Source organism: Nocardioides sambongensis (genome assembly GCF_006494815.1).
Classification (GTDB): Bacteria; Actinomycetota; Actinomycetes; order Propionibacteriales; family Nocardioidaceae; genus Nocardioides; species Nocardioides sambongensis.
Map to the genome: position 1 here is coordinate 3381736 of NZ_CP041091.1, position 22838 is coordinate 3404573.

19 protein-coding genes and 1 pseudogene are annotated in these 22838 nt (G+C 72.5%); 5 read left to right on the forward strand and 15 right to left on the reverse strand.

What is annotated here, in order from left to right; all coding sequences use genetic code 11:
* Window positions 1–167: 167 nt before the first annotated feature.
* From FIV43_RS15875 to FIV43_RS15890, 5 genes are all read right to left on the reverse strand, one after another.
* Window positions 168–1580: a penicillin-binding transpeptidase domain-containing protein gene (locus tag FIV43_RS15875; protein WP_231123449.1), complete on the reverse strand. Its 1413-nt coding sequence runs from the start codon at window positions 1578–1580 to the stop codon at window positions 168–170.
* Window positions 1526–2239 carry an NTF2-like N-terminal transpeptidase domain-containing protein gene (locus FIV43_RS22675; RefSeq protein ID WP_231123450.1) on the reverse strand — a complete coding sequence of 238 codons (714 nt, stop codon included), beginning with the start codon at window positions 2237–2239 and terminating at the stop codon, window positions 1526–1528. Before FIV43_RS22675 ends, FIV43_RS15875 begins: the two co-directional genes overlap by 55 nt.
* Window positions 2240–2344: 105 nt before the next feature.
* Complete coding sequence (locus tag FIV43_RS15880) at window positions 2345–3175, reverse strand: SGNH/GDSL hydrolase family protein (protein WP_141014913.1); 831 nt, start codon at window positions 3173–3175, stop codon at window positions 2345–2347.
* A 120-nt stretch (window positions 3176–3295) separates the two neighbouring features.
* The gene (locus FIV43_RS15885) at window positions 3296–4900 is read right to left on the reverse strand and encodes a Na+/H+ antiporter NhaC family protein (RefSeq protein WP_141014914.1); all 1605 of its coding nucleotides are present in this window, start codon (window positions 4898–4900) and stop codon (window positions 3296–3298) included.
* A gap of 100 nt (window positions 4901–5000) precedes the next feature.
* The gene (locus tag FIV43_RS15890) at window positions 5001–5504 is read right to left on the reverse strand and encodes a MerR family transcriptional regulator (protein WP_141014915.1); all 504 of its coding nucleotides are present in this window, start codon (window positions 5502–5504) and stop codon (window positions 5001–5003) included.
* A 61-nt stretch (window positions 5505–5565) separates the two neighbouring features.
* Here FIV43_RS15890 and FIV43_RS15895 point away from each other — a divergent pair, with 61 nt between their 5' ends.
* Both FIV43_RS15895 and FIV43_RS15900 read left to right on the forward strand, forming a co-directional pair.
* The gene (locus FIV43_RS15895; RefSeq protein WP_141014916.1) at window positions 5566–6531 is read left to right on the forward strand and encodes an NAD(P)/FAD-dependent oxidoreductase; all 966 of its coding nucleotides are present in this window, start codon (window positions 5566–5568) and stop codon (window positions 6529–6531) included.
* Between the two features lie 138 nt (window positions 6532–6669).
* Window positions 6670–8019 (forward strand): endonuclease/exonuclease/phosphatase family protein, encoded by a 1350-nt coding sequence (locus FIV43_RS15900; protein ID WP_141014917.1) that lies wholly within the window; start codon window positions 6670–6672, stop codon window positions 8017–8019.
* Window positions 8020–8086: 67 nt separating this feature from the next.
* On the opposite strand, the gene FIV43_RS21125 is transcribed toward FIV43_RS15900, so the two are convergent.
* The 4 genes from FIV43_RS21125 to FIV43_RS15920 form a co-directional block, all read right to left on the reverse strand.
* Window positions 8087–8710, reverse strand: a complete 624-nt coding sequence (locus FIV43_RS21125; RefSeq protein ID WP_181407535.1) for an aggregation-promoting factor C-terminal-like domain-containing protein — start codon at window positions 8708–8710, stop codon at window positions 8087–8089.
* Between the two features lie 4 nt (window positions 8711–8714).
* Entirely contained in the window at window positions 8715–10523 is a 1809-nt protein-coding gene (locus FIV43_RS15910) for a DEAD/DEAH box helicase (protein ID WP_141014918.1), read from the reverse strand.
* A 182-nt stretch (window positions 10524–10705) separates the two neighbouring features.
* The gene (glmS, locus tag FIV43_RS15915) at window positions 10706–12544 is read right to left on the reverse strand and encodes a glutamine--fructose-6-phosphate transaminase (isomerizing) (protein ID WP_141014919.1); all 1839 of its coding nucleotides are present in this window, start codon (window positions 12542–12544) and stop codon (window positions 10706–10708) included.
* A gap of 95 nt (window positions 12545–12639) precedes the next feature.
* Entirely contained in the window at window positions 12640–12903 is a 264-nt protein-coding gene (locus FIV43_RS15920; RefSeq protein ID WP_141014920.1) for a hypothetical protein, read from the reverse strand.
* 599 nt (window positions 12904–13502) lie between these two features.
* Here FIV43_RS15920 and FIV43_RS15925 point away from each other — a divergent pair.
* From FIV43_RS15925 to FIV43_RS15935, 3 genes are all read left to right on the forward strand, one after another.
* Window positions 13503–14063, forward strand: coding sequence for a YceI family protein (locus tag FIV43_RS15925; RefSeq protein WP_141014921.1), 561 nt, complete (start codon window positions 13503–13505; stop codon window positions 14061–14063).
* A gap of 86 nt (window positions 14064–14149) precedes the next feature.
* Window positions 14150–15130 carry a GNAT family N-acetyltransferase gene (locus FIV43_RS15930; RefSeq protein ID WP_141014922.1) on the forward strand — a complete coding sequence of 327 codons (981 nt, stop codon included), beginning with the start codon at window positions 14150–14152 and terminating at the stop codon, window positions 15128–15130.
* 109 nt (window positions 15131–15239) lie between these two features.
* Window positions 15240–16322: a serine/threonine-protein kinase gene (locus FIV43_RS15935; protein ID WP_141014923.1), complete on the forward strand. Its 1083-nt coding sequence runs from the start codon at window positions 15240–15242 to the stop codon at window positions 16320–16322.
* A gap of 86 nt (window positions 16323–16408) precedes the next feature.
* Here FIV43_RS15935 and FIV43_RS15940 read toward each other — a convergent pair whose 3' ends face one another.
* The 6 genes and pseudogenes from FIV43_RS15940 to FIV43_RS15965 all read right to left on the reverse strand — a co-directional run bounded on the left by FIV43_RS15940 (window position 16409) and on the right by FIV43_RS15965 (window position 22581).
* Window positions 16409–17173 (reverse strand): hypothetical protein, encoded by a 765-nt coding sequence (locus FIV43_RS15940; RefSeq protein WP_141014924.1) that lies wholly within the window; start codon window positions 17171–17173, stop codon window positions 16409–16411.
* A gap of 110 nt (window positions 17174–17283) precedes the next feature.
* On the reverse strand, window positions 17284–17745 hold the full coding sequence (locus tag FIV43_RS15945) for a hypothetical protein (RefSeq protein WP_141014925.1): 462 nt from the start codon (window positions 17743–17745) through the stop codon (window positions 17284–17286).
* Between the two features lie 73 nt (window positions 17746–17818).
* Window positions 17819–18592 carry a PadR family transcriptional regulator gene (locus tag FIV43_RS15950; protein ID WP_141014926.1) on the reverse strand — a complete coding sequence of 258 codons (774 nt, stop codon included), beginning with the start codon at window positions 18590–18592 and terminating at the stop codon, window positions 17819–17821.
* 363 nt (window positions 18593–18955) lie between these two features.
* A complete protein-coding gene (locus FIV43_RS15955) occupies window positions 18956–20932 on the reverse strand; it encodes a M3 family metallopeptidase (RefSeq protein ID WP_231123451.1) in 1977 nt (658 codons plus the stop codon).
* A 9-nt stretch (window positions 20933–20941) separates the two neighbouring features.
* Window positions 20942–22143 (reverse strand): annotated as a pseudogene (locus FIV43_RS15960) (RNA polymerase sigma factor).
* A 72-nt stretch (window positions 22144–22215) separates the two neighbouring features.
* Window positions 22216–22581, reverse strand: a complete 366-nt coding sequence (locus FIV43_RS15965) for a YciI family protein (protein ID WP_141014927.1) — start codon at window positions 22579–22581, stop codon at window positions 22216–22218.
* Window positions 22582–22838: the final 257 nt, after the last annotated feature.

The following is a 22838-nucleotide window of genomic DNA, read 5'->3' on the forward strand; positions in this document are numbered from 1 at the left end:
ACTTATCGGTATTGTTCTCCTGTCGTTGATCGGAGGGAGCACCGAAAGACGGCACAGCCCCTCGTTGACCCCATGCGACGAGGGGCTTCCTCCTTTTTGTGGCAGGTTGTCCTGGTACGTCTTCTGGCGCGGTCTCCGACGCCGACGGGCTGAGCCCGGGTCCACGCTCAGCCAGCCGACCGCAGGAAGGCCTCCAGGATCGGCCCGGCGGTCCGGCTGCCGGACTCTCCCTCGTCGACGTAGACCGCGACGGCCAGGTCGCCCTGGGCCGCGACCATCCAGGCGTGCAGGGCGATCTCGTCGCCCTTGGCGAACTCCGCGGTGCCGGTCTTGGCGATCACCGGGTCCCCCGGCACGTCCGCCAGCGAGGCACCGCTGCCGGAGGTGACCGTCTCGCGCAGCATCGCCCGCAGCTGGCTTGCTTCGGCCGTGGTCAGCTTCTCCGGCTGCTGCGCCGCGTCGTCGGCCCCGAGCTCCGGGAGCAGGGTGGGCACGACGGTGGAGCCGGCCTGCACGCTGCCGATCACGGCCGCCATCACCATCGGCGAGGCCAGCACCTTCCCCTGACCGATCAGGTCGGCGGCCGCCTCGGTCTCGCTGGCCGCGGCGGGCACCTGACCGAAGTAGGCGGGGAACCCGAGGTCGTGGTCGATCCCGAGGCCGAGGCTGCCCGCCGCTGCCGCCAGATCGTCCTCGCCGAGCCGGCCGCGCTCCCCGATGAAGGCGGTGTTGCACGACTGCGCGACCGCGGTGGACAGCGGTATCTCTCCGAGCGACCCCGACGGATAGTCGTCGTAGTTCTCGAACGCCTTGCCGTCGACGGTCACCTGTGCCGGGCAGGAGACCGGGTCGTCGGGTGCGACGCCGGCGCGGAGCAGCGCCAGGGTGGAGACGATCTTGAAGGTGGAGCCCGGAGCCGTTTGCGCATAGGTGGCGTAGTTCTGCCCGTCGGTGCCCGGGCCGTTGGCGGCAGCGAGGATCGCGCCGTCGCTGGGCCGCAGCGCGACCAGCGCACTGGCCGGTCCGACGTCGGCGAGCAGCCGCTCGCCGGTGCTCTGCAGGGTCGCGTCGAGCGTGGTCGCCACGTCGTCGCCATCGACCGGCTCCGCCACGAAGAGCTCGTCCTCGTTGCCGTCGGGACGGACCGCGGTGATGATCCGGCCGGGGGCGCCGCGCAGCTGGTCGTCGTACCGGCTCTGCAGGCCGGAGATGCCGGCGATGTCGCCGGCGCGGTAGGTGTCGGGGTCGTCGGCGACCATCTCGGCGGTCACCGGCCCGACCCGCCCCAGGATGGGCGCGGCGAACTCCTTGGTCGGCGCGAGAGCCAGCGTGTCGTCGACGACGAGCACCCCCTTGATGTCGGCGGCGCCCGAGGCCACCTCGGCGGGCACCTCGCCCCGGCGGTAGGTGATCGCCTCGACGAACGCGCTGTCCCCGGACGCCTGCACCGTCTTCACGTACGACGCGGCGTCGATGCCGACCAGTCGCGCGAGCTCCCGGGCCGAATCCGTGGCGACCGCCGGCTTCACCTGGGTCTTGTCGATCCCGTAGCGCTGGACCGGCCGCTCGGTGACCAGCACCTTCCCCGCGCACCGGTGATCTCGCCGCGCTCGGGGGTGGTCGTGGTGACGTCGAGGACGTCGTCGGCGCCCAGGCCGGGCTCGACGAGCGCACGGTCCCACACCACCGTCCAGGCGCCGCCGTCCTGCTCGAGGGTGGCCTCGGAGGTGTAGTCCCAGCTCTCGTCCTCGGTGACCGCCCAGGACCAGGCCAGGGTCGCGGTCCGGGTGTCGCCGTCGCCGCTCACCTGCTGCGCGGAGACGGTCGCGGCGGTGCCGTCGAGGCCCTCGACGATCGCCGCGAAGTCCGTGGCCGCGACGTCGGGCGCCGCACCGGAGAAGTCGAGCCCGGCGAGCGCGGGGCGGTCGTCGGCATCGGCATCGGAATCGGCGCCGGCGCCGGCGCCGCGACCGCTCCCGCTCCCCGCCTCGCCCTGCCCGTCGCCATCGGCGTCCCCGCCGTCCTCGGTCTCCCCGAGGCGGGTCGAGTCCGCGGTCAGCGCCGCGGCGAGGTCGTCGGCCAACGACTCCGGCGACTCGCCGGACTCCCCGCCGTCGTCGGTGCAGGCGGTCAGACCGAGCGCGACCAGGGCCGCGACGACCACCGCGGCGGAGGCCCGCCGGGGAGTGCCCCGACGGCGTCGGTGGAGGGTGGTCGGGCCCGCCGAGGTCAGCCGCATGCCACCCGTTCTACCAACCGGGTCCGCATCAACACCGCCGACGACGGGGCTCCACGACGGGGCTCCACGACGGAGCTCCGTCACCCGCCGGGAGCAGGCTCGGGATCAGACGAGCAACCCCGCCACCAACGGCGTGTAACCGGAGGCCTGTCCGGCACGGTTCGGGTGATAGCTCTCGCTGATCGGGTTGGAGAACCCGTTGATCCACTCGACGTCGTCGCAGACGGCGTGACCGACGAAGCGGCTGGTCGGGTTGGCGAACCGGAACCCGCGGTTGGCCGCGGCCCGGCTCAGCGTGCTGTTGAGCAGGTCGGCGGTGGCGTTGAGCCGGGTCTCCTCGGCCGGGGAGAAGAACGTGGCGGCGTTGCAGTCCTCCCCCATGAAGACGCGCGGATAGCCGACCACGACCACCACGGCGCCGGGCGCCCGCGAGTCGATCGAGCCGTAGAGGGTGGCCAGACGTCCCGGCAGCGTGTTCCGGATGTAGGCCTGGGCGTTGTCGACGGCGCGCCCGCAGTTGGAGGCCCATCCGGGCAGCGCGCACTCGGTGAGCACGTCGGCGAAGCCGGCGTCGTTGCCGCCGACCGAGATGGTGACGTAGTCGGTGCCCGAGGAGAGCGCCGAGAGCTGGCTGTTGGTGACCGTGCCGACGGTCGCGCCCGAGCACGCCCGGAAGTCGAGGGTGTAGCCCCGCTGCGCCGCGACCTTGGCGGGATAGGCGTAGCTGGAGCGCTGGCAGCTGCCGCTGGAGCTGATGTAGGTGCGGGTGCCGACCCCGGAGGAGTAGGAGTCGCCGAGGGCGACGTACGACGGAGCGGCGGCCCCGGCGGGCGCCGCCAGCCCGACCAGGCCGAGGACGAGCCCGATCGCCGCGGCGAGCAGAGGACGGCGGGTGGCCGATCCGGGGAGCCGGACCTGGTGACGCGACGGTGGCATGGACGAGCCTTCCCGAGAGCCGATGTGATCTGGCTCACTGAAGCACGGCCGGCGACCCGGTGCCAGGCTCATTTTCCTGCAGCCCGGCGGCCTGCAGGTCGGTGCGACGAGGGGAGTCGATCAGGCGGGGTCGCCGGTCGCGGTCGCGGGCCGCGGCCCGGTCACCGACTCCAGCACCGGGAACACCCGCCGTCCCACCAGTCCCCCGACGGCCAGGGTCACGATCGTCGCGGCGAACCCGGCCCATCCGCTGCCGGTCGCCGCGAGCACGACGTACCCGATCAGGGCGGAGCCGGCGGAGAACAGGGCATAGGGCAGCTGGGTGGTCACGTGGGTGATCACGTTGCAGCTGGCTCCGGTGGAGGAGAGGATCGTGGTGTCCGAGATCGGCGAGCAGTGGTCGCCGAAGACCGCGCCCGCGAGCACCGCGCCGAGCGCCGGCAGCAGCAGGTCGGGCTCGCCGACGGAGTTCATGATGTCGCCCGCGATCGGCAGCAGGATGCCGAACGATCCCCACGAGGTGCCGGTGGAGAAGGCCATCGCCGAGGCGGCCACGAAGATCACCGGCACCAGCCAGGCCGGGGACAGGTCGGCGCTCTCCACCAGGCCGCCCAGGTACTCACCGGTGCCGAGCTCGCCGATCAGGTCGCCGAGCATCCAGGCGAGCAGCAGGATGTAGACCGCCGGCATCATCGACTGGGCACCCTGCAGCACCCCACGGCCGAGCACCGCGGTGTCGAACTTCGGGTTCTGCGCGGTGTAGCGCACGTAGTAGTAGAGGGCGGTGGCGAGGCCGAGGACGGCGCCGTAGATCAGCGCCTCGGTGACGTCGGTGTTGGCCATCACGTCGAGGATCGCGAGGCTGTCGCCGGCCTGATAGCCGGTCCACACGATGCCGCAGACCACCCCCACGACGAGGGCGAGGAACGGCACCACCAGCGCCCGCTTGGCGCCGGGGCGGTGGATCGGCAGGTCCTCGGAGAGCTCGCCGGGGATCTCCTCGGACCGGTCGTAGGTGAGGCCCTCCTCGACGGCGCGGACCTCCTCGCGTCGCATCGGGCCGGCATCGATCTGCAGGCCGACCACGATGAAGACGGTGACCACGGCGGCGATCGCGTAGTAGTTGAGCCCGGCCGCGCCGATGAATGCCTCGACGTCGCTGACCTCCAGGGTGGAGGCGGCGACGATCGGCGCCATGATCCCGATGATGCTGGCGCCCCAGCTGGAGAAGGGAGCCAGCACGGCGACCGGCGCGGAGGTGGAGTCGATCAGGTAGGCGAGCTTGGCGCGGGCCACCTGGTGCCGGTCGGTGACCGGACGCGCCACCTGCCCGACGGCCAGGGCGTTGAAGTAGTCGTCGATGAAGATCACCACGCCCAGCACCGAGGCGAGCAGCTGCGCCCCGCGCCGGCTGCGGATCCGGGAGACCGCCCAGTCCGAGAACGCCTGGCTGCCGCCGGACATCATGATCAGCGCCGCGATCACGCCGAGGGTGATCGTGAAGATCAGGATGAAGACGTAGGTGGTGTTGAGCGCGCCGTCGGACCAGAAGATGCCGGAGAACGCCTCCCAGATCCGCACCACGGTGTCGACCGGGTTGTAGTCGGAGACCAGGAACGCGGCGCTCACCACGCCGAGGCCGAGGCTCAGCAGCACCTTGCGGGTGCTGATCACCAGCACGATGGCCAGCACCGGAGGCACCAGGCTCAAGATCGAGTCGCTCATCGGACCTCCGAAGCAGGGAGGCACGACGCTAGGCGATCGGTCCGACCCGCGACAATCCCGTCCTGCACGATGACCCGATGGGGTGAGGTGTGACTGGGTCTCAGGCGTCGGCGGGAGCGGACGTCGCGGCGGGAGCGGACGTCGCGGCGGGAGCGGACGTCGCGGCGTGGCCGTGACGGTGCAGCGGGAGGCCGACCACGGTGCCGGCCACGATGTCGGCCACGTGCGCCTGGAAGTGCGGGCAGGTGGAGACGTCGTGGGCCCGGCACTCCAGCGCGTGCCGGGTCAGGTGCCGGGAGCGCTCGATCTCGGCCTGGCGGCGGTCCAGCTCGTCGAGGTGCGCGACCAGCAGGGCGTGCCGGTTGGCGGTGCTGCCGTCGATCAGTCCGGCGATCTGGTCCAGGGACATCCCGGCCGCCTTGCTGGAGAGGATCACCGCCACCCGGTAGGCGTCGTCCTCCACGTAGTAGCGGCGGTCCGCGCTGTCCCGCCGGGGTCGCAGCAGGCCCTTGGTCTCCCAGTGCCGCAGCACATGCGTCGGCAGGTCGAACCGGGCCGCCAGGTCCCCGATCGACCACCTGATCTCACCAGCACTTGACTTCATGTCGACATGAACTCACAACCTGGTGACCTGCGCAAGTCCACCGATCCGTGAGGAGAGCACCATGACCCGACGCCTTGACCCCACCCCCACCCGCCCCGCTCCCGACTACGACGTCGCGGTGATCGGCGCCGGCAGCGCCGGACTGCAGGCCGCCCTCACGTTGGGCCGGATGCGCCGCCGCACGATCGTCTTCGGCACCGACCGCTACCGCAACGACCCGGCGCACGCGATGCAGAACTTCCTCGGCCACGACGGCACCCCGCCGGCCGAGCTGCGCGCCGCCGCCCGCAAGGACGTCGAGGCCTACGCCAGCGTCACCTTCGCCGACCGCGGCGTCACCCGGATCAGCGGCGCCGCCGACGAGTTCGTCGTCGAGTACGACGGCGACGGGCCGGTCACCGTCCGCCGGATCGTGCTCGCCACCGGCGTCGTCGACGAGCTGCCCGACGTCCCCGGCCTCGCCGAGCTGTACGGCGACGTGGTCGCCCACTGCCCCTACTGCCACGGCCACGAGATGGCGGACGGCCCGATCGGCTTCCTCGGCGTGGGTCCGCACACACCCGTGCTGGCCGAGCTGATCGGCCGGCTCGCCACCGAGGTGGTGATGCTCAGCAACGGCGTCCCGCGCGAGGAGCTCGACCCGGCGACCCTGGCCGCGCTCGGCGGCGCCGACGTCCGCACGGCCGCGGTGACCGGCGTGCGTCGTACCGACGACGGGGTGGCGGTGGCACTGGCCGACGGCGCCGAGGTGGAGCTGCACGGCCTCTTCGTGCACCCGGCCTGGCGTCAGGCCGCCCCGTTCCCCGAGCAGCTCGGGCTGGAGACCGGGGAGCTGGGCGGGGTCCTGGTCGACATCATGGGTGCCACCAGCCGTCCCGGCGTGTACGCCGCCGGGGACCTGGCCCACCACCGGGACCTGCCGATGCCGATGGCGTCCGTGCTGCAGGCCGCGGCCGCGGGCCAGGTCGCGGCGTCCGCCGCCGACCGGGACCTCGCGATGGCGGACGTGGCGCGCCGTACCGCCTGAGGCTCGCGGCGGGCGGGGGTGCGCGCGCCCCATGCGGATTGGTCGCGAATTGGCCCAGAATCCAGCCGATCCGCATGGTGCGCGGACCACCCGGCGCCCTAGCGTGGCTCGCGATCGCACACCGACTCGGAGGTCCCCATGCACCGCACCCGACGTACCCCCGCCCTGCTGGCGGCGCTGGCCGCCACCACCGGCCTGGCCCTGGCCGCCACGGCCGCACCGGGCACCGCCGCCCCGGACCGCGCGCCCGACCGGCACGGGGGTGCGCACGGGGGGACTCACGATGGCAAGCACCACGGCAAGCACGACCACGGGCACCCCGGACATCACGGGCATCACGGACACGGCCCGCAGGAGGTGCGCTTCTCCACCTTCAACGCCTCTCTCAATCGCGGCACCGCCGGGCAGCTCGCCGCCGACCTCGCCACCCCGGACAACACCCAGGCGGCGAACGTCGCGGAGACGATCCAGCGGGTGCGGCCCGACGTGCTGCTGGTCAACGAGTTCGACCACGACCCGGCCGCGGTCGACCTCTTCCGGGAGAACTACCTGGAGGTCGGGCACCACGGCGCACGACCGATCCGCTACCCCTACGCCTACATCGCTCCGTCCAACACCGGCGTGCCCAGCGGCCACGACCTCGACAACGACGGTCAGATCGGCGGGGGCAACGACGCCTACGGGTTCGGCCTGTTCGAGGGCCAGTACGGAATGCTGGTCCTCTCCAGGTATCCGATCGACACCGGCGCGGTGCGGACCTTCCAGACGTTCCGCTGGGCCGACATGCCCGGCGCCCTGCTGCCCGACGACCCCGCCACCGACGCGCCCGCGGACTGGTACTCCGAGGACGAGCTCGCGGACGTGCGCCTCTCCTCCAAGTCGCACTGGGACGTCCCGCTGCGGATCGGCCGCAAGACCGTCCACTTCCTGGTCTCCCACCCGACCCCGCCGACCTTCGACGGACCCGAGGACCGCAACGGCCTGCGCAACCACGACGAGATCCGGTTCTGGGCCGACTACGTCTCCGGGGGCCGCACGGCGTCCTACATCTACGACGACGAGGGCCGGTACGGCGGCCTGCGGCCGGGCAGCCGCTTCGTCATCGCCGGCGACCAGAACGCCGACCCGCTGGACGGCGACTCCGTCGACGCGGCCATCGACCAGCTGCTCGACCACCGTCGGATCACCGACCCGGCCCCGCGGTCGGCCGGAGGCGCGGAGGCCGCCGACCAGGGCGGCGCCAACGACGCGCACCGGGGCGACCCCGCGCTGGACACCGCCGACTTCGCCGACAGCGCGCCGGGCAACCTGCGCGTGGACTACGTGCTGCCCTCGCGCGGCACGAAGGTCACCGGGTCGGGGATCTTCTGGCCCACCGACGACGACCCGCTCTACTACCTGACCGGCGACTACGACACCACGCAGTGGCCGGGCACCGGGGTGCCGACCTCCGACCACCGGCAGGTCTGGGTCGACCTGCGCTACTGACGCCCGACGGTGCCGATCGGTGTCACCAGATGACACCGACCGGCACCGTTGACGGGTCGTCGACGTCTCAGTACCAGTTCACCCGCTCCGAGTGCGCCCAGGCGCCCTCGGGGTTGCCGTACCGGGCCGCGATGTAGGCGAGCCCCCACCGGATCTGGGTCTCGGGGTTGCTCCGCCAGTCGGGACCGACCACGGCCATCTTCGTCCCCGGCAGCGACTGCGGGATGCCGTAGGCACCCGAGCTGGGGTTCTCGGCGAGGTGGTTCCAGCCGGACTCGCGGTGCCACAGCGCGTCCAGGTAGGGCCACTGGGTGCGGTCGAACCCGAAGTCCAGCATCAGCCGGTAGCCGAGTCCGCGGTTGGAGTCCGGGGCGACGTCGGTGGGCAGCAGCGTGGGCTCGGCCGAGGGCAGCCGCTGCGCGATCCGCTCGGCGGTACGACGCAGCTCCTCCAGGATCACCGCATCCGGCACCTGGGCGGCCGCGCCCGTGCGCTCCCGCCCGGTCGGGCCGGCGCTCCCGCCCGACGCGTCCGACGCGTCCGGTGAGCTCGGGTCCGGGTCGGCCGAGGTCACCGGTGCCGTCGGGGCGGCCGGCGACGCGGCCTCCTGCGCCGGGGCGCAGCCGAGGAGCGACAGGCAGGCCAGGGCCGCCGTACCGACAGCGGCACGCGCACCAGCCCCCCGCGGCATCGGCTCAGTCGCGCTTCCGGTGATCGTGCTGACGGTCCCGGTCGAAGCTCTTCTTCGGGGGGCCGTAGTCCTTGGACAGCTCGATCAGTTTGCCGCTGATCCGCGTCTGCTTGAGCTTCTCCCACGCGCCGTCCGGCAGCTTCGCCGGCAGCTCGACGACCGAGTAGTCGCCGCGGATGGTGATCCGGCCGAAGTCGCGCCGGTCCAGTCCCCCCTCGTTGGCGATGGCGCCGACGATCTGGCGGGGCTCGACCCGGTGTCGCTTCCCCACCTGGATCTTGTACGACGTCAGCGGCTGTCCTCCGCGACCCGACCGACGCTCGCCACGATCCCGGTCGCCGCGGGGTCCGCGGTCATCGCGCGGCCCGCGGTCGTCGCGGTCGCGACGCGGACGACGCTCCGGCTCGGGCTGCGGCTCGAGCAGCAGCGGGGTGTCGCCCTGCATCACGATCGCCAGGGCGGCGGCGACGTCGACCTCGGGGACGTCGTGCTCCTTGATGTAGTGGCTGACCACGTCGCGGAAGAAGGTGATCTGCGGCGACTCGAGCGCGGCGGTGATCTGGTCGTCGAAGCGGGCCAGGCGGGTCTCGTTGACCGCCTCGATGCTGGGCAGCTGCATCTGCTCCAGGGTGGAGCGGGTGGCCCGCTCGATGTGCTTGAGGAGGTAGCGCTCACGCGGGGTGATGAACGAGATCGCGTCGCCGCTGCGCCCGGCGCGGCCGGTGCGGCCGATCCGGTGCACGTAGGCCTCGGTGTCGGTGGGGATGTCGTAGTTGACGACGTGGCTGATCCGCTCGACGTCGAGACCGCGGGCCGCGACGTCGGTGGCGACCAGGATGTCGAGCTTGCCGGACTTGAGCTGGTTGACGGTCCGCTCGCGGTTCTGCTGGGCGATGTCGCCGTTGATGGCGGCGGCGCTGACGCCGCGGGCGCGCAGCTTCTCCGCGAGGGTCTCGGTCTCGTTCTTGGTCCGGACGAAGACGATCATCGCCTCGAAGTTCTCGACCTCGAGGATCCGGGTCAGCGCGTCCACCTTCTGCGGATAGCTGACGATCAGGTAGCGCTGGCGGATGTTCTCCGCGGTGCGGGTCTTCCGCTCGATGGCCACCTCGACGGGGTCGTTGAGGTAGGTCGAGGAGAGCGCCCGGATCTGCTTGGGCATGGTGGCGGAGAAGAGCGCCACCTGCTTGTCGCTCGGGGTGTCGGCGAGGATCGTCTCGACGTCCTCGGCGAAGCCCATGTTGAGCATCTCGTCGGCCTCGTCGAGCACCAGGAAGCGCAGCTCGGTGAGGTCGAGGGTGCCCTTCTCGAGGTGGTCCATGATCCGGCCCGGGGTGCCGACGACGACATGCACGCCGCGACGCAGGGCCGACAGCTGGACGCCGTACCCCTGACCGCCGTAGACGGGGAGCACGTGGATGCCCTTGGTGTGGGCGGCGTAGGACTCGAACGCCTCGCAGACCTGGAGCGCGAGCTCACGGGTGGGGGCGAGGACGAGCGCCTGCGGGGTCTTCTGGGAGATGTCCAGCCGGTCCAGGATCGGCAGCGCGAACGCCGCCGTCTTGCCGGTGCCGGTCTGCGCGAGGCCCATCACGTCGCGGCCCTCGAGCAGGTGCGGGATGGTCTCGGCCTGGATCGCCGAAGGCGTCTCGTAGCCGACGTCGGCCAGTGCCTTGAGCACCTTCTTGCCGAGCCCGAGGTCGGCGAAGCCGGGTGCGGGCTGCTCCTGCTCGGTGGTCTCGGCGGCGTCCGCTGCGGTCGGCTCAGCGGTCGGCTCAGCGGCGGCGTCGGCCGGAGAATCGGGGGAAGTCACCGTCCAACGGTAGTCGTGACGTCCAGCACGGGAAGATTCCCCGGCGCGGTGCGCTCGCTCACGCCTCTACCACGCCGCCCGCGGCGGGCGGCGACCAGGCTCAGCGGACCTTCGGGCGGGAGGCCCTCAGCCCAGCTGGACCCCGCACGCGGCGTCGGCGTTCTCGCGCAGGCCGGGAGGTGTCACTCCACGGTGACCGACTTGGCCAGGTTGCGCGGCTTGTCGATGTCGAGGCCGAGGTGCAGCGCCGCGCGGTAGGCGAGCACCTGCAGCGGCACGGTCAGCAGGATCGGGTCGAGCACCCGCACCGAGCGGGGCACGTCGATCCGGAAGCAGTCGCCCTTCGCCACCCCGCCGAGGTCCACGCCCTCGTGGGTCACCACGACCAGCGGACCGCCGCGGGCGGCGATCTCGTGCAGCGCGGCGACGTTGCGCTCCACCAGCTCGTCGTCGGGGACGATCGCGACGGTCGGGACCTCGGTGGAGATCAGCGCCAGCGGACCGTGCTTGAGCTCGGAGGTCTGGTAGGCCTCGGCGTGCCGATAGCTGATCTCCTTGAACTTCTGGGCCCCCTCCCGCGCCACCGGGTAGCCGCGGACCCGGCCGATGAAGAAGAGGCTCGCGGCCTCGGCGAGCCGCTCGGCGATCGGCGCGAGCTCGTCCTCGCGCTCGACGATCTGCTGGATCTGGTCGGGCAGCTCGCTCAGCGCGGCGATCAGCTGCTTGCCCTCGGCCAGGGACAGGTCGCGCACCCGTCCGAGCTGGAGCGCGAGCAGCGCGAAGGCCAGGAACATGTTGGTCAGCGCCTTGGTCGAGGCGACCGCGACCTCGGGGCCGGCGTGCAGATAGATGCCTCCGTCGACCTCGCGAGCGATCGCGGAGCCGACCACGTTGACCACCCCGATCACCCGGCCGCCCTTGCGCTTGATCTCCTGGATCGCGAGCAGGGTGTCGATGGTCTCGCCGGACTGGCTGACCGCGACGTAGAGCGTGTCGGGCTCGATGATCGGGTTGCGGTAGCGGAACTCGGAGGCGGCCTCCGCCTCGGCGGGGATCCGCGCCAGCTCCTCGACCAGCGCCGCCCCCATCTGGCCGACGTAGTACGCCGACCCGCAGCCCAGGATCTTGATCCGCCGGATCGCCCGCAGCTCGCGGGCGTCGAGCTCGAGGCCACCGAGGTGACTGGTGCCGAAGCGCTCGTCCAGGCGACCGCGCAGCACCCGCTCGGCCACGGCGGGCTGCTCCCGCATCTCCTTGTGCATGAAGGAGGTGGTGTCCCCGGTGTCGTAGTCGCTCGGGTCGATGTCGACCGCGGCAGCCCGGCGGTCCACGGCGGCCGGACCGTTCGGGCTGAGCCGGTAGGTGGTGAAGCCGGCGGCGGTGACGGTCGCCATCTCGCCGTCGTCGAGGTGCGCGACGGTGGTGGTGTAGCGGACCAGGGCGGCGAGGTCGGAGGCGACGTGCATCTCCTTCTCGCCGACACCGATGATCAGCGGCGAGCCGTTGCGGGCGACCACCATCCGGTCGGGGAAGTCGGCGTGCACGAAGGCGACGCCGTAGGTGCCCTCCACCCGTCCCAGCGCCTCGGCGACCTTCTCCTCCAGGGTCTCCGCGGTGGATGCGGCGACCAGGTGGGCCAGCACCTCGGTGTCGGTGTCCGAGGTCAGCTCGATGCCACCGTCGACCAGCTCGGCACGCAGCGCGGCGGCGTTGTCGATGATCCCGTTGTGCACCACGGCGACCCGGCCGTCGGTGTCGGTGTGCGGGTGGGCGTTCACGTCGTTGGCGGGGCCGTGCGTGGCCCACCGGGTGTGCCCGATGCCGGCCTTCCCGGCGAAGCGCTTCGGCAGGCTCTCGCCGAGGTCACGGACCCGCCCGGCCTTCTTGGCGACCCGGAGGCCGGTGCCGCCGACCACCGCCACGCCTGCGGAGTCGTAGCCGCGGTGCTCGAGCCGGGTGAGTCCCTCGAGCAGCAGCGGTGCTGCCTGCTGGGTGCCGATGTAGCCGACGATGCCGCACATGGAGCGTCTCCTTCGATGGTCGGACGGTGGAGCTTCGGGGTGGTTGTGCTGGTGGTTCGAGTGGGTGGTGCTCGGCGGGGCCGGGTCGGGGTCGGTCAGCCGTAGACCAGCCGGCGCAGCTGTCGCTCGCTGAGCTCGGGTGCCGCGACGACACGGTCGCGCAGCTCGGTGTGCAGGGTCCGGAAGATCTCCTCGTTGCGCGCGCCGTGCAGCTTGAGCTCGGCGTGGCGCCGGCGGACCAGGACGTCGACCGGCTCGGCATGGAAGGCCAGCACGTCACCGATCACCCGTTCGGCCTCCGAGGGACTGAGCCCGGTGCTGTCGACCACGTGGTCGAGCAGCTGCTGGTCGATCCGCACCAGGGAATCATGCGTCGATTTCCGCCGAGTGCCAAGTTCCTGCCCGATATCGGGCAGGAACCCGCGGAACGTTCCACCCAAGCGCGGCGAGAAGGCCGCCCGCGGCGGACGTGCGGAGCCCAGGGAGCGACTCCAGACTGGAGTGGAGGGGCGGGGTCGCCGTGAGCCTCCGGGCGTGGTCCCAGTGGAGGAGCCATCGGCGATTCGGCCCGAATTGAGGCATCCGGGTGGAGGCCGTGCTACTTTGGTGAACAGAAAGTGAACAGGAGGTGTCTCATGCACGACTCTCAGACGACCCGCTCTGAAACGCCCCGCCTTGCGATGCGGTGGGTCCAGGTGACCGACGCAGGTGGCCGTACGCGCATGGAGGCGCGGTGGATCGACCCGGCGCTCGCGCGTCCGGCTCACGCCGCCTGACCCTCCGACGCGACGAAACTCTGAGGCCGCGGCCCGCTCCTCGAGCGGGCCGCGGCCTTCGTCGTGCCCCGACCGCGGCCGGCATCGGAAGAAAGTCGGGCGGGGCGGGAATGGATCCGCCGGGAGCTCCGTTCGGTTAGTTGAGACTTCAATCAACCCGTCCAGCACCACGAGGAGACACCATGTCCGAGACCACCACCACCGCCCTGGCCGACCTCACCGGCGACTACACCATCGACGCCGCGCACAGCCGCCTCGGCTTCGTCGCCCGCCACGCGATGGTCACCAAGGTCCGCGGCGCGTTCAAGGAGTTCGAGGGCACCGCCCACATCGACACCGCGAACCCGGCCGCGTCCTCGGTCGACCTGGTCATCAAGGCCGGCAGCATCGACACCGGCGTCGCCGACCGCGACGGCCACCTGGCCTCCGGCGACTTCTTCGACGTCGAGACCTACCCCGAGCTCCGGTTCACCTCCACCGCCGTCGAGCGCGACGGCGAGGAGTGGACGATCACCGGCGACCTGACCATCAAGGACGTCACCGGCCCGGTCACCATCATCTTCGAGGAGGGCGGCTCGGCCAAGGACCCGTTCGGCAACCTGCGCGTCGGCTTCGAGGGCGACGTCACCGTCAACCGCAAGGACTGGGGCCTGACCTGGAACGCCGCCCTGGAGACCGGCGGCTTCCTGGTCTCGGAGAAGGTCAAGCTCGAGTTCGACATCTCCGCGATCCGCAACGCCTGATCGCAACCGCAACGGCCCGGCGCGACGCGCCGGGCCGTTGCCGTTTTTCGCGTGCATCCCGGGCCCGGCGGGAGCACACTCGCGCTGTGACCACCCGCACCGCACTGCCCGCCGGCCTCACCACACGCCCGCTCCACCCCGGGGACGCCCGCGCCGTCTTCGAGGTGATCGCCGACTCCGAGCGCCACGACATCGGCACCGTGGAGATCGAGGAGGCGGACATCGTCTCCGACTGGCAACGTCCCTCCCACGACCTCGCGTCGAGCTCCGTCGCGGTGCTCGACGGCGCCCGCCTGGTGGCGTTCGCCGAGCTCATCAGCACCGACCGGTACGACGCCGGCGTCCACCCGGACGCCCGGGGTCGCGGCATCGGCACCTGGTTGGCGCACTGGGTCCAGGACCTCGCCCGATCGCGGGGCGCACGGGTGATCGGGATGCCGGTCCCCGAGGACTCGCCCGGCGACCGGCTGCTGACCGGGCTCGGCTACCGGATCCGGTGGACCAGCTGGGTGCTCCGGCTCGGCGCCGGCGAGGAGGTCGCCGCACGTCCGCTGCCGGCCGGCTACCGCCTCCGGGAGGCGGTCGAAGCGGACCGGCCCCAGATCCACACCGTCCTCGAGGACGCCTTCCTGGAGTGGTCGCAACGCCCGCGGCAGAGCCTGGAGGACTTCGCGGCCGGCGTCTGGGAGCGGCCCGGCTTCGAGCCGTGGCACCTCCAGGTCGTCACCTGCACGGCACCGGCCGGCGATCAGGTGGCGGACACCGACCGGGCGGGCACCGAGCAGGTGGGCACCGAGCAGGTCGTCGGCGTCGCCTTCGCCTGGAACGTGGTCGACGGCGACGCCACCGACACCTACGTCGACCGGCTCGCGGTCGCCGCCGACCACCGGGACAGGGGGCTGGCGCAGGCCCTCCTGGTCGCCACCTTCGCCGAGGGGCGGCGGCGCGGTGCCACCACCAGCTCGCTGTCGACCGACTCCCGCACCGGCGCACTCTCGCTCTACCGGAAGGTCGGCATGCGGCCCGACTCGGTGTGGCTGCACCGGGCGATCGACCTGACCCCGTGACCCCGGGCGGCACCGCCCGGTCCGCGCAGCACGCTCCCGAGAGTGGCGGCCGCCGAATCGGTGACGCCACCCGACCCGCAACCACCCCGGTGGCCTAGGCTCGACGGCCATGGGTGAGGTCTTCGCCGGGCGCTACGAGCTGATCGACCCGATCGCGTCGGGCGGCATGGGCACCGTGTGGCGGGTCCTCGACCTCCACGACGACGAGGTCAAGGCCGCCAAGATGCTGCGCCAGACCGACGCCGCGATGCTGTTGCGGTTCGTCCGCGAGCAGTCGATGCGGATCGACCACACCCACGTGGTCACGCCCCAGTCCTGGGCCGGGGTCGACGACCGGGTGCTCTTCACGATGCCGCTGGTCCGGGGTGGGTCCGTGGCCGGGTTGATGAAGCAGCACGGCCCGCTGTCGCCGTACTGGATCGGGCATCTGGCGGACCAGACCCTGCAGGCGCTGGAGGCGGTGCACGCGGCGGGCATCGTCCACCGCGACATCAAGCCCGGCAACCTGCTGCTCGAGCCCACCGGGACGGGCGTGCCGCACCTGCGCCTCACCGACTTCGGGATCGCGGTGCCCGAGGACGAGCCGCGGCTCACCCACGTCGCGATGGTGATCGGCACGCCCGGCTACATGGCACCCGAGCAGTACGCCGGCGGCGACCCGGACCCGCGATCGGACGTCTACGCGCTCGGCATCGTGGTGCTCGAGATGCTGACCGGGAGGCGGCCGCCCGGTGAGGGAGCGCCGCCACCGATCGACCTCTCCACGATGCGCAACGGCGACGCCGGCCACGACGCCGTGGTCGACCTGATCGAGGCCGCGACCCGCTACGACGTCACCGGCCGTCCGGGCGCCGGCGAGCTGCGTCGGCACCCGGCGATGGCGCGGCTGCTGGCCCTGCCCGCCGATCCGACCGACGGGGTGCGGATCGACGACGGGTTCCCACCGATGCCGGAGCGGTCCACCGCACCCGCCCGAGGCGGCACGGCCGCCACCGCCTACCCGCCGCCCCCGCCGCCGAGCGCCGCGCCCGCCTCGATGCCCGCCCCGATGCCGCCGCCGACCGCCCCCACCCTGGTCGGGGCCGGCCCGGAGAGGCCCGGCTCGACCGGGGCGTCGGCGCGCGCGTCGTACCTGCTGCTCGGTGCGGGCGCGCTCGCCCTGCTGATCGGGATCCTGCTGCTGCTGCTCTGAAAGCCTCCGCGAGAGGTCAGTCAGAGCTCGCCGAGAGGTCAGTCAGAGCTCGCCGAGAGGTCAGTCAGGGCTCCGCGAGAGGTCAGTCAGCGGCGCCGCAGCCGGAGCGCACCGGCCACCAGGCACGCCCCGCCGACCAGCGCGAGCGCGATCCCGGCGTACCGCTGCGGACCCCACCAGGCATCGTCGTCGGTGCCGGCGGGGAGGACCGCACCGTCGGCGGCGGTAGCCGAGAAGGTCTCCGCGGCGATCAGGAACGGGGTGGCGGGGTCGTAGCCGCCGGGCGCCTCGCCGCTGTCGGGGCCGAGCACATTGGATGCGTAGGTCGGTGCGCCCGACTCGGAGCCGGTCACGGCGACGGTCAGCTCCACCGGTACCTCGACCGGATCGCCCTCGGCACCCTCGTCCGGTGGGGAGACCGCCAGTTGCACCCAGTAGTCGCCGGGCACGGGAGCACCGACCGATCCGTAGCGGTTCAGGTAGCCGACCGCGGGGGTGCCGACGGTGAGCTGCGCCGGCTCCTCGCCGTACGTCGCGGAGGCGGATCCGTCGTCGGTGCTGTTGCTCCACACGCCGCGCATCGGGTCGACGACCCGGATCTCGACGTCGGGTCCGTAGAAGGTCGCGTCCGGGTCGCCGTCGTCGTAGGCAGGCAGATCGGCGACGGCGCTGACCTGCTGCCCCCACCCCACGGGCACCCGCCACAGCTGGGTCTCGCCCTCGGCCAGCGTGGTGGCGACCTTGGTGCCCTCGGCGGTGGCGTCCAGCCCGGTGGCGTCGTCGAAGGACGCGGTGCCGGGGGTGTCGGTGGCGGCGGCATCCGTGGTCACCGGCCGATAGCTGTCGTCCACGGGTGCCGCCGGCAGGTCCGCGACGCCGGACGCGGGCGCCTCCTCGACGATCTTGAGGGCGATCGGCAGGTCCGTCTCGGCGCTGCCGTAGCCACGGTCGACCGTGATGGTCAGGGCGGAGGCGCGCAGGCACTCGTCCTGGCGGTCCTCGGGTCGTCGCCGCCGACCACGACCGAGGTCCCCATCAGTACGTCGGGGACGGCGTAGGCCCCCGACCCGGTGCCGCTGCCGCAGTCGGTGTCCGCGGTGCGCACGGAGAGTCCGATGGCATCGGACGCGGTGCCTTCGGGCGCGCCGACGACACCGACGTGCACGGTGCTGTCGGCGATCCGGCGCTGGTAGCGGAAGAAGTGCTCGTCGTTGCCCGAGCCGGTGCCGCCGAGGGTGTCGGACCAGACCCCCGGGCCGACCTCGGCCGGATTCGCGCGGTCCGTGACGCTGCCCGAGACCGGAGCGCCGCCCAGGTCGACGCCGTCGGCGGCGGCGCTGGCTGTTGCGCCGGTGGCGGCAGTGGCGCTCACCCCGAGCAGGGCAGCGCAGGTCGCCAGGGCGAGCGAACGGCCGATCCTCACGCGCTGCAGGGTAACCGGGGGACTCCCGGCGCCCGGCAGGCGGTGAGGACCGGCCGTCGTACGAGCGAGGTGCTCACTCCTCGGGGTTGGCCTGCTCCGGACCGTCGGCGAGGATGCCGTAGAGCCGGCGCCGGGCGTCGGCGAGCACCTCGACCGCAGCACGGCGCTGGGCGTCGGAGCCGCTGGTGACGATCTGCCACACGGCGCTCATCACCTGCGGGAGCTCGGCCTTGATGTCGGCCTGCTCCACGTTGCCGGGCACCTCGGGCTGACGCTCGAACGGCATCCAGACCGCGGCGAGCTCCTCGGCGTTCTCGGCGCAGTAGCGCGCACCGGAGGCCGTCAGCCGCAGCGCGCGGCGGCCGCTCTCCTCGTCGAGCTCGACCAGCCCCTCGTCCTCGAGCTGCTGGATGGTCGGGTAGACCGAGCCGGGGCTCGGCCGCCAGGCGCCGTCGCTGCGCTCGGCGATCCGCTGGATCACCTGGTAGCCGTTGGGCGACTCGTCGCGCTCACCGGCGACGCGCAGCACGTCCAGGATCGCGGATCGTACGTCGCCGCGGCGGACCCGCGGGCCACGCCCGGTCTCGGGCCGGCCGAAACCGAGCAGTCCGGCCAGCCAGGGCGGCGGACCGGCGGGGCCGCCGTACGGGCCGCCGCGGTGACCGCCGGGGCGCGGGTGCTCCCCCCAGGGTCCGTCGGTCCAGGCACCCCAGCCGCCGCGCTGGCGGCGTCGGGGCTCGGTGTCCTCGTAACGCTCGTAGGCGTTGCGGCCACGGCGTGCGCCGTAGCCCTCGTCATCGCCGCGGCGGCCGAAGCCGCCGCAGAACTCGTCGTAGTGGCGTCCCATGGTGGGACCTCCTTCGGTTCAGTGCCCCGGGTGGTCCTGGGGCTGTTGTGGATTCGGGGTGATCGCGATCCGGCGGCGGGTCCGCGGCGGGTCCGCAGCGGGTGGTGCCCGGTCGCATGGCGGAGCGTTATCTCGTCGGCATTTCGCGATATATCGTGAGCGTACGCCGGAAGTGGTGGCGACACAAGCTCGTGGTGGGTCGGGGTCGAGCGCGGCGGAGTGTGCGGCGGCGGTGTGATGCGGCTGAGCGGGGGGTTGAGCGGGAATGAGTGGGGACTTGTCAGCCGAAACCCGCGCGACACGCCGGTGTCGCCCGGCGTGTCGTGCGGGTTTCACCGGCTGACCGGTGAAACCCGCACCCCCTCAGCGCCGCAACCAGCGCCCATACGCATCGAACGAGTACTCCCGCCCCAGGAAGTCCGCAACGAGATCGGCGGCGTCCGCCTCACCACCCCGCGCCAGCACCCGGTCGCGGTAGCGGCCGGCCACCTCGGGATCGAAGAGTGCGCCGTCGGAGAACGCGCTGAACAGGTCCTTCGCGATCACCAGCGACCACATGTAGGTGTAGTAGCCCGAGCTGTAGCCGCCGAGGTGGCCGAAGCTGGCGAACATGTGGGTGCCCTCGAGGTACGGCAGCGCGGCGTACCGCCCCTGCAACTCGATCATCCGCTCGGTCAGGTCCGGCGGCGTTGCGCCGGCGGAGGTGTCGGCCGGGTCCCGGTGGAACCAGTACGACATCGCCGCGTAGAACATCTGGGTCCGCGCGTAGATCCCCTTGCCGTAGTCGTCGGCCGCCCTCATCTTCGCCACCAGCTCGGCCGGGATCGGCGCGCACGAGGCGTCCGTCGCGAAGGACTGCAGCACCTCCGCGTCCCACGCCCACTCCTCCAGCATCTGGCTCGGCGCCTCCACGAAGTCCCACTCCGTGGCGACCCCGGCGAACCGGAACCAGTCGCCGTGCCCGGCCAGCACGTGGTGCAGCAGGTGCCCGAACTCGTGGAACAGGGTGACCACGTGGTCGTGCTCCATCAGCCCGCGGGAGAAGTTGCAGACCAGCACCCCCTCCGGCGCCTGCAGCCCGGCGACGCCGTCGACCAGGGTGAACTGGGCGGCGTGCTTGTACTTCCCATCGCGGGCGTGCAGGTCCAGGTAGATGCGGCCGAGCAGCGCGCCCTCACGCTCCCCCCGCGCCGCATACACGTCGTACGACGCCACGTCGGCGTGCCAGGACGCCACCTGCACCGGCTCGTACCGCAGCCCGAAGAGGCGTCCGGTCACCTCCAGCAGCCCCTGGCGCACCCGGGTGAAGTCGAAGTAGGTGCGCACCTGCTGGGAGTCGACCTGGTACTGCTCGGCGCGGACCAGCTCCTGGTAGTGGCTGGCGTCGAACGGCTCGATCGCGGTCGCGTCGGGGAAGTCGCGGCGGTAGCGCTCCAGCAGGACGGCGAGGTCGCGCTCCAGGGGATCGGCCGCGGCGTCGGCGATCCGGTCGATGAACTCCGGGATCGCGGCGCCGGTGCCGATCATCTTCACGTCGGCGTCATAGCTGGGCCAGTCCTCGAAGCCGACCGTGGTGGCGAGCTCGTGGCGCAGCGCGAACATCTCGGTCAGCAGCGGCTCGGCCGTGGGCCACCCGCGCTCCAGGAAGGCGGTGGTGATGTCGCGGCGCAGCCCCTGGTCGCGGGCGAACATCCGGACCGGGATCGCGTCGGGGTAGTCGGTGGTGACGGTGACCAGGCCGTCCTCGTCCACCGGGTGCTCCGCGCGCCAGTCCTCGGGGAGCCCGGCGAGCCGGTCCGGCGCGACCCGGACGGTGCGCACGTCGTCGCGCGCCACCTTGGAGAACTCCTGGTCCAGCTGGGTCAGCCGCTCGCTGATCGCCGAGATCCGGGCCCGGGTCTCCTCGTCGCGGTCCACTCCGGAGCGGCGGAAGTCGTTGCGGACCTTGGCCAGCATCCGCTGCGCGAGCGGATCGCCCGCGAGGGCGTCGGCGTCGAGGGCCGCGAAGACGTCGTACAGGCCACGGTCGAGGCTCCACTCGGTGGCGAGGCGCTGGGCGTCCTGCTCGGCCGTCTCGGCGATGTCGCGGACCTCGAGCGCGGGGTGCACGTTGCCCAGCAGGGAGCCGACCGCGGCGGCGTTGCCGAGGTGACCGCCGGCGCGGTCCCACAGCCGCAGCACCGCGCGCGGGTCGCCGGGGTCGGCGGTGCGGACCTGCTCGACCAGCGCCCGGGCGGCGGCCAGCTCGCTCGCCGCCCGTTCACCCACCCAGGCGGCCCAGGCGGCGGAGCCCTCGGTGGTGGTCGGGTCGGCAGCGGGCAGCGCGAGCAGGTCGGTCACCCGGTCAGCCTAGGAGCCGGGGACCAGCTCGGAGAGCCGGCGCGTCAGGTAGGCGCGTTCCGCGGCGTTGTCGCCGGTCTGGATCGCGGCACGGTAGGCGTCCGCGGCCTCCCCGCTGCGTCCCAGCCGGCGCAGCAGGTCGGCCCGCACCGCGTGCCACGCGTGGTAGCCGTCGAGCCGGTCACCCAACTCCTCGACCTCGGCCAGCGCCACCGCCGGACCGTCCAGCTCGGCCACCGCCACGGCCCGGTTCAGGCGGACGATCGGGGACGGGTCGATCCGGCGCAGCCGGTCGTAGAGCGCGACCACCTGGGACCAGTCGGTCGCCGCGGCGCTCGGTGCGTCGGTGTGCACCGCGTTGATCGCGGCCAGCAGCTGGTAGCGGCCGGGGCGGTTGATCGCCAGGCACTCGCGCACCAGTGCGTGCCCCTCGTCGATCAGCTCGCGGTCCCAGCCGCCCCGATCCTGGTCGGTCAGGGTGACCAGGACGCCGTCGCGGACCCGGGCCTCCCGGCGCGCCTCGGTGAGGAGCAGCAGCGCGAGCAGCCCGGTCGCCTCGGGGTCGGGCAGCAGCTCGCGCAGCACCCGGGCCAGCCGGATCGCCTCCGCGGTCAGCTCGGCGCGGACGGGCTCCCCCTCCCCGCTGGCCAGGTAGCCCTCGTTGAAGACCAGGAACAGCACCGCGAGCACGGCGTCCACCCGGGCCGGGAGGTCGTCGGCCCCCGGCACCCGGTAGGGGACCTTCGCCGCGGCGATCTTGCGCTTCGCCCGGGTGATCCGCTGCGCCATCGTGGTCTCCGGCACCAGGAACGCGTGGGCGATCTCGGCGACGCTGAGCCCACCGAGCAGCCGCAGCGTGAGGGCGATCCGCGCCTCCGGCGCCAGGGCCGGTGGCAGCAGGTGAAGATGAGCCTCAGTCGGTCGTCGGCGACCGGGCCGGTGGGCTCGTGCGGAGTGTCGTCGTACAGCATGGCGGCGGCCCGGTGCTTGGCGTCGCGACGGCCCTCCCGCCGGATCCGGTCGATCGCTCGGTTGCCGGCGGTGGTGGTCAACCAACCCCCCGGATTGGGCGGTACGCCGGAGTCCGGCCACTTCTCGAGCGCCACCAGCAGCGCCTCGGCGGCCGCGTCCTCGGCGACGTCGATGTCGCCGAAGCGGCGGACCAGGGATGCGATGAGCCGGCCGTACTCGGCGCGGAAGACCCGCTCCACCTCTGCGGAACCGGTGGCGGAACCCGTGCCGGACCGGGTGGGTCCCGACGCGTCGTCAGGCACCTCGTCGGCTCAGGCCTCGGCCGGCGGCTCGGCCTGGAAGGGCCGCACCTCGACCTTGCCCTGGCACGCACCGGACCCCGCTGCGGCGTAGCGGAGGGCGGCGTCGAGGTCGGGCACGTCGATGATCCAGAAGCCGCCGATGTGCTCCTTGGACTCCAGGTAGGGCCCGTCGGTGAAGACCGGCGACCCGCCGGCGCTGTCGACGACCGTCGCGGTCTCGGCCCCCTCGAGGCCACCGGCGAAGACCCACACCCCGTCGGCCTGCAACTGCTCGTTGAACCGCTCCACGTCGGTGAACATCCGCTGCATCACCTCCTCGGGGATCGCGGCGTACTGCTCCTCGTTGCCGTGCACGGACAGCAGGTACTGCGTCATCTGGTTCCTCCTCGTCGGTGGCGGCTCCGGTGACCGCCTCTCATCCTCACCACGAAGGAGACCATCGCGCCACGACACATCCCTTCGACCTTCTTCGTCGGACGCCCCTTCCGCGGCGTCGACGCGTGCTGCGCAGACCCGGCGCGCCGGCGGACCCTGCGGACGCCCAGCACGTCACGGAGGCGAACGTCCGCGCCGATCCCGGTGAGTGGGATCGCAGCAATGGCGATGTGACGGGGGTCACTACGGTCCGGACG